This is a genomic window from Candidatus Infernicultor aquiphilus (genome assembly GCF_002784285.1).
GTDB classification, from domain to species: Bacteria; Atribacterota; Phoenicimicrobiia; order Phoenicimicrobiales; family Phoenicimicrobiaceae; genus Infernicultor; species Infernicultor aquiphilus.
This window is the reverse complement of sequence record NZ_PFKO01000367.1, coordinates 1-11766: the sequence shown is the minus strand read 5'-3', so window position 1 is coordinate 11766 and position 11766 is coordinate 1. Positions and strand designations below refer to the sequence as shown.

Sequence of the window (11766 nt, the reverse complement as noted above, 5' to 3'; positions counted from 1 at the left end):
TATAATCCTTCCCTTTTTCAATACAATCACTAATTATTATGGAGAGGAATGGGGCGGGCATATAGATAGCATACAATCTTTCAATGATATTATTTCCCCTAATCTTTATATCTATAAAATGGTGAAGTTGATTTTTGAAAGCCTGAAATAATTCTGCAAAAGAATTGAATTGGGTTGGTTCGCCAGTTTCTATCCCTATTTTCTTACCAGTCCGAGGGTCAATGCCGTTATTTAAAGTTATCTCCAGCACTTTTACTAAATTAAAATAACCGGTTAAGATGTAACTTTCTTTGCCAAAGGCACCGGTCTCCACACAACCACTCGTTCCCCCACAGCGGGCATCTTCTATGGATTTACCCTGTCTTAACATCTCCTGGATAACCTCATCAGCGTTAAATACTGAAGGTTGTCCCCAACCCTTTCGGATTATTTCGCCAGCTCGTCTTAAAAATCTATCCGGACTCTTCTGGCTCAACTGAATATTAGTGCTGGGTTGTAATAATCTCATTTCATCGATTACCTCGAGTAGCAGATAGGTTAAGTCATTTACCCCATCAGAGCCATCTATCTTTAATCCGCCATTATTAATATTAGCAAAATCGGTATAGGTCCCACTTTCGGCTAAAGTTACTCCTACTTTGGGTGGTGCTGGTTGATTATTGAATTTTATCCAGAAGCACTCTAAAAGTTCCTTTGCCTTTTCTTCAGTCAAGGTCCCCTCTTCTAATCCCTTTTTATAAAAGGGGTATAGATGCTGGTCTAATCTGCCTGGATTGAATGAATCCCAGGTATTAAGTTCGGTAATAACCCCTACATGAACCAACCAATACATTTGCAAAGCTTCCCAAAAGTTTCGGGGTGAGTTAGCTGGAACATGAGAACAAACCTCGGCGATTTTTAATAGCTCCTTCTTTCTTGGGGAATTTTTTTCACTCTTGGCCATCTCTAAAGCTTTATCAGTATAACGTTTAGCAAACCTGATTATAGCCTTGGCGCAGATAAGCATAGCCTTTAATTCTTCTTGTTTTGGATAGGATTCAACATCATTTAAATAATCAAGGTTCTGCAGACTCTTTTTAATATCTTTCTGGAAATCTAAAAATCCTTTATGATAGATCTTATCATCGGCTACCGTATGCCCAGGGGCTCTCTGTTCCATAAATTCGGTAAAAATACCTGCTTCATAACAGTCCTTCCATTGCCGGGTCATCTCTTTAAATATCTGACTGCGCATCGACCTGTTTTCCCAATAAGGGATAATCTTCTCTTCTTGAATTTTTTTATCTTCTTCACTCACCTTAAAGGCAATCTTTTCACGGTCATTTATTAAATTAAAATCTTCCATACTATGACAGCATAATTCTGGAAAAGTAGGAGTAGCTTTGGGAGCCTCCCCCCGCTCTCCCATAATAAGCTCCCCTTCAGCGATAGAGATAACTTTATTTTCCAGCACCTGTTTAAAGGTTAAAGCCCGAAGTACCGGAGAAGAAACTGTTCCGGCATATTTCTGATAGGCTTCAGTTACTAAACTTGCTCGCTCAATAGAAATATAAGGTTGAGTATCTAAACTTTCCTGTCTTAATTTTTCCACTCTCTTATTCATATAAATTAACCTCTTAATTTTACATTCAGATTAAACTTCTTTAAAATCATTGCAGACCCCATTCTCTTTAAAACTAAAATAGCCATTTCCACCGATTATAATATGGTCCAATAAAACAATGTCCACAGTTCTGAGGGCAGCTTTTATAGCCTTTGTTATACTATAATCATCCTCTGATGGCTTTAAGGATTCTCCCGGATGATTGTGTGAAATAATAACGCCTGTGGCATGATGGTATAATGCCCGTTCAACAATTTTTCTGGGATATACTACCGATTTATTAACCGTTCCTTTCTGTATAGTTTCAATTGCCAGCAAACGGTTCCTGCTGTTTAAGAACATAACTTTAAACTCTTCGTCAGCTAATCCTTTCAAAGAAGCTTTTAGATAATCATAGACAACATCTGGTGAAGAAACTAAATCTTTTTTATAGAGCCCTTTCTCAAGGTAAATTATTGCAATATCCTTTAAAAAATTGAGAAACAAGGCACTATGTTCGGAAATGCCACCAACTTTTTCCAGCTCTTTCCTATCAGCATCCAATACACTATTGAGTGTTTTGAATTCAGACAACAACTGCTTTGCAATAGGCTTGGTGTCTTTTCTGAGAATGGTAAATGATAAAGCAAATTCCAACACCTCGTAATCAAGCCACCCTTTTATCCCACTGCTCTTGTACTTTGCCTTTATTCTCTTGCGATGCCCAAGATAATCTGCTTTTAAAGCTTTACTCACCTATCTACCTTTAGCCTTTCACTGTATTTCTCCCAATCTGGCAAGAAAGAAAACATCAGACTTTTAAATAATTTACCATGATTAGGGACTTTCATGTGCAGCAGTTCATGAACAATTACGTAATCACAAAGTTCTCTCTCCATTTCAAGAAGTTCCGTATTAAATGTTAATCTCCCATTTTGCGATAATGACGCCCATTTGTTTTTCATAGAACGCAAATGTATCTCTTTCGGCTCAACATCCAGTTTCTCTGCCCATTTAAAAACATTAGATTTAAACTTTCCTGCCTCAGTCGACTGGTCCAGACATTTTCTATTTTTACTTAAAAGCATTGGCATCTTATCTTCTTTCCAGTTTCAAAATCTTTTCAACAAGTTCAACAGCCTTTGTTTTATTTACTTCTCTTAGCAATATCTTATACAACTGTGTGGTTAGCTCTCTCTTCTCCTTGCTGTTTAATTTCCAGTTGGGATAAGTCTCAAATATACCATTAATCGTTACTGCTAGTGTATCTGGTTTTGAAATTCCATTTCTCTTAAACAACCAGAAAATCGTGAAAGTATTAACATCAAAATTCTTTTCAATCTGCTCCCTGCGTGCCTGAATAATCTCTCTGATAATTTCTTCCAATCTTTTCAAAGCCTCAAGAGTCGTAACGCGTCTGTCGTCATATAGTTCAATAATGGCCTGTGCCTTTTCACCTATGGAAATCAAATATGGCTGGATATCCTGATTATCATCAATGAACTTAAGAATGCTCTTCCTTAGATTGATTATCTTAACATTATCTGACTTATCGCTTTTCTTTAATGCCTCAAGGGTGTCTTCTTTTATCTCATAAATCGGAAGTGTGGAGGAAATGTCTGTTGTATAAACATGCTTTTTAACCAGGTCAGAGGTCTTCCGCATCAACTCCTTATCCAGAAGAATCCTTCTGGCAAAGGCATTTCTGATAATGCTGTAAAGATAGGAAATTCTCCAGTAATCATTTATATAATCCCTTAAAAATTTATCCGGTGAAATAATCTCATAAAGCATCTCAAGCTGCTTAAAGAACCTGTAGAACTCTTCTCTCTTGTCTTTATCACTGAAATATTCAATCGTTCTTTCAACTGTTTTATCATCAAATCTACGTCCTATCAATTCAAGATATGGCCTGGCTTTATCTTTCATCAGGTTTTCAAAGGTTGATTTCAATATGTCTATGTTCCTGATAACACTTGCCACAACATCTGAATCAAAAGCCAATGCTTTTTCAAGTCGTTCGAATATGCCGACAAAGTCAAGCACAAATCCAGCAGACTTCTTTAAACCATCTTCATCCTCATAAGGTCTGTTTACCCTGGCAATTGCCTGTAAAAGAGTATGGTCTTTCATGGGTTTATCCAGATATATGCAATAAAGAATAGGAACATCATAACCGGTCAGCAATTTATCAGTAACTATCAGTATTTTTGGCATCTTTGTCTTGTTTGGGAAAATCTTGCCCTTTAATTCCCGCTCTTTATATTCGCTTAAATAATGCTCTTTTAGGAATGGTCCGTCATTCTGAGCCTGACTATAAACAACTATGGAATATTCAGAAGGAAGATGTTTATCCAGTTCTTTTTTATACAAAGCACACGCTTCCCTGTCTACCGCAACCAGAAATGCCTTATAGCCCATAGGTTCAACATTTTCCTGGTAATGTCTGGCCACAAATTCAGCAACCTTTTTAACACGGTCTTTTGATTTCAGAAAATTCTTCAGGTTTACTGCCTTATCCAGTAGTTTATTTAATTCTTCAACGTCGCTCACCCCTTCCTTTTCCATCAATTCAAAGAACTCCTTTTCAAGCATTTCTTTAGGCACTCTTATCTCGCTTGGGGCAAGTGTATAGTGTAAAGGAACTGTTGTCCCGTCTTCGATTGATTCAGCAATGGAATACTTATCCAGGTAGCCTTTATCATCCTCTTTGCCGAATATCTTGAAAGTTCCCTTGCCATAAAGTATTTTGTCAATTGGTGTTCCGGTAAAACCAAAATAAGTAGCATTCGGGAGAGCTGCCATAAGATAATTCCCCAAATCCCCGCCTGTGGTTCTGTGTGCTTCATCAACAAGCACAAAAATATTGTCTCTTTTATTGATGTCTTTTGGCATGCCTTCAAATTTGTGAATCATTGAAACTATAAGCCCCCGGTAATCTGAGGAAAGAAGGTCTCTTAATCCTTTTTTGGAATTTGCAATCCTCATGCTTTTACCTTCTTTAAAACCATAGGCATCAAGATTTCCGAAGAGCTGACTTTCTAATTCATTCCTGTCAACAAGCATAATAATTGTCGGCTTTTCAAATTTCGGCTGCTGTAAAATCTTCTCTGCTGCCACAATCATCGTAAATGTCTTTCCAGCTCCCTGTGCATGCCATATAAGCCCTGTCTTCTTTTCCTCCTCCAGAGCTCTATCAACTATTTTCTGAACTGCTCTGATCTGGTGCTGACGCATAATTATCTTGGATAATACGTCATTTTTCCGGAAGAAGATAATATAATCCTTTATAATCTGCAATATACGATCCTTATCAAAGAAAGTCTTGACCTTCTTCTCAAAATTTCTTTTTTCAACATCCTTCCAGTTAAAGAGCCCTTTCCTGTCCAGATTCCAGGTTACCCCGTAATAAAAATCAAGTAAATGGGTAACATTAAATATCTGATTTGTAGTCAGCATTTCGGGTGTTTCTCTATGATATCTTCTTATCTGAGCAATTCCTTCCTCAATTCCTTCCCGCTTGTTGGCATTTTTTGTCTCTGCAATTATGATGGGAATGCCATTTATCAGGAATATAACATCTCCTCTACTAGTAAATTTGCCATTGGTGTATTGCCATTCATCTGTTACGTGAAACTGGTTGTTGTTGTTGATATTTCCAAAATCAATAAATCTTATATTTAACTCACGTTTATCCTTCTCATAGTAAATAGATTTCTCACCTTTAAGATATTGCAGAATTTCCTGATTACCTTCTATTGAGTTCTTTACATTTTCCAGCCGTTTTATGATTTCATTCGCTTTTTCGTTGTTAATAATCCCCTCACTACCGTCATTGCGAGGCGAAGCCGAAGCAATCTCTTTATTTAATTTCATCAACTGTTCTTTAAGGATATTGTAAAAAAATAATCCTGCCTCGCCTTGTCTTAGGACTACAGCTTCATCTCTGGTTAGATAAGTCCATCCGATTTGCCTGGCATATTTAATCAACGGTTCCTGGACTATTTTTCGTTCAAACATTTTAATTAACCTCAAAATCAAAATCTTTTACTCTAACTTTACCGGTCATCAACTGGTTAAGCATGGTTCTGAATAAAGCTTGAAGGGATTGTTTTTTGGATTCGGCTTGGGAAATTTTTGCATCCAAACTGATAAAAATTCCAGAAATTTCCACCTGTTCCGCATATCTTGGAAAAGGAATTTTTAAATTCTCTAAAACGTTTTTTGGAACTCTTTGCCTTCCAGTACTACCCTCCATCTTTCCAGCTATTTCATTTCTTATATCAGGCTTCTTTAGATAATAATGTAGGAAATTTATATTACTTTCTCCCTCTCTATTATGAATCGGCCAAACTTCTGTTGTTGCATAGACAAACTCGAACGGTATGTTATCTACAATTCCTTGTTTGCCGTTTTCGAAAGAAGGAGTAATTTTCGCAACAATTAAATCACCTTTTAAAACAAATGTTCCGCTACTAATCTTTTCCTTTAAATCATATTTATCTACAATTCTTTGTTGTTCTGAAATGTATTCCATTGGAATAAAAGGTATTTTCTTGTGCTGTTTTATATCAAATTTATTATGCTTCTTCTTAAAATTATAAACTTCAGCCACTCTTTCCACATCCCAGCTCTTTGGCATCAAACCAATTTCAGTTTCTTTTTGTTCTTCGCCATGTAAGCCTTCAGTGAAAAGTTTATTCATGAGCGATTTTTTTAGCTCTCTTGTTGTTTCAATTATTCTATCCTGTTGTTCAATTGCCTGCTGGATTTTTAAGAGGACAAAGGCGATTTTCTGTTGTTCTTGTATTGAGAAAAAAGGAATTTTTATGTGCAGTATTGCCTTGCTTGAATGCTTAATTGTTACTCCTGTTGTATATTTTTCAATAGTTTTTTGTACATAGATTGTTTGCAATACATAATAAACGTAGTCTGAAAATAAATCCTTGTTTATAATTACTACTTTACGTATTCCTGATGAATATGCACCTTCTAAGCCTTGCTTAACTATCCCCGGGCTACCATCAAAAGTAATTAAAATATCTTTCTTTTTGCATAGTTTTAATTTTTTTGAAGTTGTATAAGTCTTATCATCTCGGCTACCTGAGATATCAACTACTCTTAAAAATCTTACCCCCTTCTTATCTTTATTATAATTTTCACTTCCTGGCTCAGTGCCTCTTTCAAATTGAATATATTTATCAACATTAACAACTTCCCAATCTTCAGGGATCAGTCCGATTCCAGTTTTTTTAAATCCGTTTTCTATTACTGCTTTGGTTTTCATTCTTCCTTTAAGAATCCTCTTTGTGTGATTTTTTTCATTACCTCGTTAAGTTCTCTGTCTGTCTTCTGTCTCTCCTCTTCAAGTTCTGCCAGCTCAACAAGTATCTCATCAATATCCCGATATTCCTCTTCCTTACCATTACCAACATATCTTGAGGGGCTTAAATTATAATCGTTCTTCTCAGCTTCTTCGTTAGTGATTATTTTTGTAAATTTATCTATGCTCTTCCAATCATGAAATACCTTGGCTATTTTTTCAATCTTATCATCTGGTATGAAATTCTTAGGCCTGCCTTTTTCAAACTCTAAAGAGGCATTTATCAACATAATCCTGTTTTTTCTTTCCTTGGGCTTATTTTTGTTCAGTATTAAGATAATTCCTGGTGCAGTTGTGTTGTAAAAGAGATTTTCGGGCAAAAGCAAAACTGCCTCTATCCAGTCATTATCGACAAATTTCTGCCTGATATTTTTCTCACGATTGCTTCCCTGGTTTCCTGAACCTCTTGCCACAGAACCGGTATCCAGAACAATTGCTGCCTTGCCATTATCATTTAAAGAGGCAAACATGTGTTGAACCCAGCCCCAGTCAGCAGAACTTGCAGGCGGATAACCTCCTTCAAAGCGGCTGAAGGTATCGCTTTCGTAAAAACTGGTATCATAGCCATCCTGATTCCACATAGGATTGGCTACAACCAAATCAAATGTTTTTAATATACTTCCTTCAAGAAATTTCGGGTTGCGTAGGGTATCACCTATTGCAATGTCTCCCTCCATATCGTGAATAATCATATTCATCTTTGCCATTGCATAAGTAACAGGATTCTGTTCTTGTCCGTAAAGTCTCAAAGGCTTTGAAATCTTCTTCTCTTTTTCCTTAAGGGCAAGCTGGGATTTAACAAGTAATCCTCCCGAACCACAGGCCGGGTCATAAACCTCCTGCCCCTGTTCAGGATCTAATATGTAGGCCATAATCCACCCAACTTCTTTGGGAGTGTAAAACTCTCCTGCACTCTGTCCCTGCCCTTCTGCAAACTTGCGAAGCAAATATTCGTATGCCCTTCCAAGAATATCAGGCTCAGCATCTTTTAAACCAAGCCTATGCCTGCTGATAATCTCTATCATATTACTTAACTTACCATCATCTATTATTCTCTGCCCGCTTACAGTGGCATTAAAATCAACTATGTCAATTACCCCCTGTAATTTTGGGTTTTCTTTTGCTATCGCACGAATTGCATCCGTCAATTTCTCTCCGATTTTGGTTGTCTGCTTTCTTATTTCCGACCAGACTGCCTGTTTTGGAATAAATAATCTCACCAGACTATGGTCTTTTGAGACAATCTCCAATGCGGTTTTCCCATCACCAAATTCCTCAGAAAGCCTTTTAATCTCATCCTCAAAAACATCAGAGAGTCTTTTCATAAAAACCAAAGGTAAAATATAATCCTTAAATTTCGGAGCATCCACGGCCCCCCGAATACTACAAGCAGCATTCCATAACCATGTTTCAAGAGTTTTTATGTCTAACATATATCAACCAATCTCCTTAAAATTTAATAACTTTTCTATGATCTCTTCTCTGAACAATTCTTGTCCCATCTGATACAAAGTTACTTTTCTTCTCATCTAACTCCAATGAGCCATTATATTCCTCAACTTTTGGATAAACCTTAAAGATTTTTTAATTCTGGGGTAACCTTTTAATTTTTAGAATATGGTATTGACTCATAAAGACCGATTTTTTTATAGCAGCGCTTCCCAAATCCTCGGGCTTGTTGCGCTACATACTATTTCCAAACCTTCAACTGTTCAAATTTCACTTTAAATTTCTTAAAGAATTTCTCAATCTTTTCCTTTTGCTCATAAGGGATCATTACACAACCTGCAGAAAGTTTCTGGCCGCCTATCTCTTGCAATAAACCTTTATACTTGTATCCTTTTCTGGTCTGTTCGTAAAGTTGTCTGTTAAATCGCACCTTATCTTTCTGAGGTAAGCTGCTTATCTGAAAAGAGTAAATCAGATAAGGTTTTTGTTGCAGTAATATAGCAGACGGTATGTCGGATGGTTCTCTCAGGTAGAGAATCTTCCCCTCCTGAAAGATGTTCTGCAGTAAACCCGTATCTGTTTTCTGCAATTCAACTATGGTTCTTATGGTTGGCTGGATATTTCTGCCTATTTCAGATTCAAGCTCTATTACTTTATCGTGTATCTCTTTCTGGGTCTTATCTTCGGTGGTAAGTATAAACAAATCAAGGTCTGATCTTGAAGTAAATTCTCCTCTGGCAAGACCGCCATAAAGGATAATAGATTTTACATCCTCAATTTTGGAAAGTTCTTTGGCTATCTTTTTAAGTATTCTCTTCATAAATCTTCACTTCAAATCTTTTTTCATCCTTTCGCCTTTCGTTACTGTAACGAATTATAGCTGTTTTGTCAAGTTTTTCGTTATTGTAACGAAGCGGATAGATTATTTTAAAAAATATCTCTCGATCACTAATCAGTTCGAGGTCTTCCAGGGTGTACAGCATAATTCGGGAAAAGCATGAGTTACCTGGAATATTAACCTCTTAATTTTACATTCAGATTAAACTTCTTTAAAATCCCGGATATCTCGGATAATTTTTCTTCCGAAGGAGGTGGTGTGGTTGCTAACTTATAAGTCCTTCCCAATCTTCTGTATTTATCTATGCCTATATAGTGATAAGGGAAAAGATTCACCTGAGCTATCTTTAAGGAAGATAAAAATTCTCCCGTTTCCTTGATATTTTGATCATCATCATTTAGGCCAGGAATAACCGGAAAACGAACCAAGATATTATGGTGTACCGAGGAGAGGTTCTTTAAATTTTCTAAAATGATCTCATTAGATACCCCGGTATATTTGTGGTGTTTTTTGCTATCCATTATTTTAAGGTCGTACAAAAATAAATCTACTTTGGGGCTTATTTTATTTAAAATTTCCCAGGAAATATATCCGGAGGTATCGACTGCAGTGTGAATCTTCTTTTCTCTGCAACCATTAAGGAGCCCCCCTAAAAATTCAGATTGTCCCAAGGGTTCCCCACCGGAGAAGGTCACTCCCCCGCCAGATTCTTCATAAAATACCAGATCTTTTTCTATTTCTTTTATTACCTCTTCGATGGTTAGTTTTTCCCCTATCATTTCTCGGGCTAGAGCCGGGCATTTTTCTATACACTTTCCGCAAAGAATACATTTCTCTTTTTCAGTAACCGGAATACCATTTTTTATCTGAATAGCATCGGAAAGACAAATCGTAGAACATGCTCCGCAACCTATACATCTATCTCCCCAAAATATCATTTCCTGCTCGCTTAACTGGCTTTCCGGATTTTGACACCACCAGCAACTAAGCGGACATCCTTTTAAAAAAACGGTAGTCCGAATTCCTGGTCCATCATGAATCGAATATCTTTGAATATTAAAAATTATTCCGGTAGTCATGGGTATTTATCCTTACTCATCATAAATGGGTTATCTATAAATAAATAATAATCAGGTAGACCATTTTACTTTATCACAATTATTTCTTTTGTAAAATGATTTATTACTTCAGGCCCATCTGCTCCAATTACGACGATATCTTCAATTCTCATACCAAATTTATTTTGCATATAGATACCTGGTTCTATACTAAATGCCATTCCTCTTTCTAGTACTTGTTTGTTTCCAGTCTTTATATAGGGTGCTTCATGAACACTAATACCAATACCGTGACCGGTTCTATTAAGAAAATATTGGCCATAACCTTCGCTTTTAATTATATCTCTTGATGCTTTATCCACATCTTCTGCTTTCACTCCTTGTTTTGCTGTCTCTTCTCCTGCTTTATTTGCCCTTAGAATAATATCATAGACCTTTTTTTCTTCATCAGTTATTCCACCTACAAATACGGTTCTGGAAATATCAGAGCAATAACTTTTATATTTACAACCTAAATCTAAAATAATTATATCTTTTTCTTGAATTACTCTTGAATCCTCACAATAATGTGGCATCGAACTATTAGGGCCTGAAGCAATAATAGGTTCAAAGGATAATCCATCAGCTCCTTTTTGCATAAATAGCTCTTCTATCTTTTTCTTAATATCTCCCTCTGTTATACCAGGGGATATATAATCAATGATTTCACCCATAACTTCATCAGCTAATTTTGCGGCTTTTCTTAATTTTTCTATTTCACTCTCATCTTTTATAACTCTAAGCATTTCTAAAATATTGTGTCCATTAATAAATTTAGCATTTATTTTTTCTTGAATATCTATCAAATTTATCGCTGCAATACCATTGTTGACACCGATATTCTTACCCGCCAATTTATAGCGGTTAATCGCAATCACAACTGTATTAACAAATCCTTCATGATCTCCCCATTTATAAATATCGGTATCATTATCAAGCCTATCCCTAATTTCCTCATAGGTAATTTCTGGTGAAATATAGAAATATCTTTTATCTGATAATAGAAATAGTGCTTGAAATCTTTCATCAGGCTGTGGTGAATAGTTCATTAAAAATTCTAAATCAGCTGAAGGACCAATCATCATAGCATCAACATTATTTTTAACCATTATCTCACCAAGCTTATTACCATATTTTTTATTTAGCATTTTAATTCTCCTTCAATTTATTTTTTATATTTTTTTTGATCATCGAAGAGACCGAAGCACATGCCCAACAATTTCCTAAATTACGCAAGATACTCAGAATAGAGGGTAAGGACACCATAATGATACCATCTACCGCTTAAAAGATAAAGATTTAAATCTTAAGAGCTTTTTGCTTTGTAAGATATTTTTTGGTTTTTAGTCACTGATCAAGCCTGCTCAAGAGGTAAATTACAACAGGTCTATATGAAGTAATGACCTATTTTTTATTG

At 36.0% G+C, this 11766-nt stretch carries 10 protein-coding genes; all 10 read right to left on the bottom strand.

The genetic code is table 11. The annotated features are described in order from the left end of the window. On the bottom strand, positions 1–1603 hold a 1603-nt coding region (locus COZ07_RS10340), incomplete at its 3' end, for a pyruvate formate lyase family protein (RefSeq protein ID WP_406608486.1). Between the two features lie 30 nt (positions 1604–1633). Continuing rightward, the gene (radC, locus tag COZ07_RS10335; protein WP_406608485.1) at positions 1634–2338 is read right to left on the bottom strand and encodes a RadC family protein; all 705 of its coding nucleotides are present in this window, start codon (positions 2336–2338) and stop codon (positions 1634–1636) included. After that, positions 2335–2676 carry a M48 family metallopeptidase gene (locus COZ07_RS10330; RefSeq protein ID WP_406608484.1) on the bottom strand — a complete coding sequence of 114 codons (342 nt, stop codon included), beginning with the start codon at positions 2674–2676 and terminating at the stop codon, positions 2335–2337. Before COZ07_RS10330 ends, radC begins: the two co-directional genes overlap by 4 nt. Position 2677: 1 nt before the next feature. Then, positions 2678–5602 (bottom strand): type I restriction endonuclease subunit R, encoded by a 2925-nt coding sequence (locus COZ07_RS10325; protein ID WP_406608483.1) that lies wholly within the window; start codon positions 5600–5602, stop codon positions 2678–2680. 1 nt (position 5603) lies between these two features. After that, positions 5604–6869, bottom strand: coding sequence for a restriction endonuclease subunit S (locus tag COZ07_RS10320; protein ID WP_406608482.1), 1266 nt, complete (start codon positions 6867–6869; stop codon positions 5604–5606). Then, a complete protein-coding gene (locus tag COZ07_RS10315; RefSeq protein WP_406608481.1) occupies positions 6866–8398 on the bottom strand; it encodes a class I SAM-dependent DNA methyltransferase in 1533 nt (510 codons plus the stop codon). Before COZ07_RS10315 ends, COZ07_RS10320 begins: the two co-directional genes overlap by 4 nt. Positions 8399–8655: 257 nt before the next feature. Next, positions 8656–9234, bottom strand: a complete 579-nt coding sequence (locus COZ07_RS10310; protein ID WP_406608480.1) for a nucleotidyltransferase domain-containing protein — start codon at positions 9232–9234, stop codon at positions 8656–8658. Then, positions 9218–9397 carry a hypothetical protein gene (locus tag COZ07_RS10305; protein ID WP_406608479.1) on the bottom strand — a complete coding sequence of 60 codons (180 nt, stop codon included), beginning with the start codon at positions 9395–9397 and terminating at the stop codon, positions 9218–9220. The genes COZ07_RS10310 and COZ07_RS10305 overlap by 17 nt, the downstream gene beginning before the upstream one ends. Positions 9398–9428: 31 nt before the next feature. Beyond that, entirely contained in the window at positions 9429–10331 is a 903-nt protein-coding gene (locus tag COZ07_RS10300; RefSeq protein WP_406608478.1) for a glycyl-radical enzyme activating protein, read from the bottom strand. Between the two features lie 65 nt (positions 10332–10396). Continuing rightward, positions 10397–11497 carry a Xaa-Pro peptidase family protein gene (locus COZ07_RS10295; RefSeq protein ID WP_406608477.1) on the bottom strand — a complete coding sequence of 367 codons (1101 nt, stop codon included), beginning with the start codon at positions 11495–11497 and terminating at the stop codon, positions 10397–10399. Positions 11498–11766 lie beyond the last annotated feature (269 nt).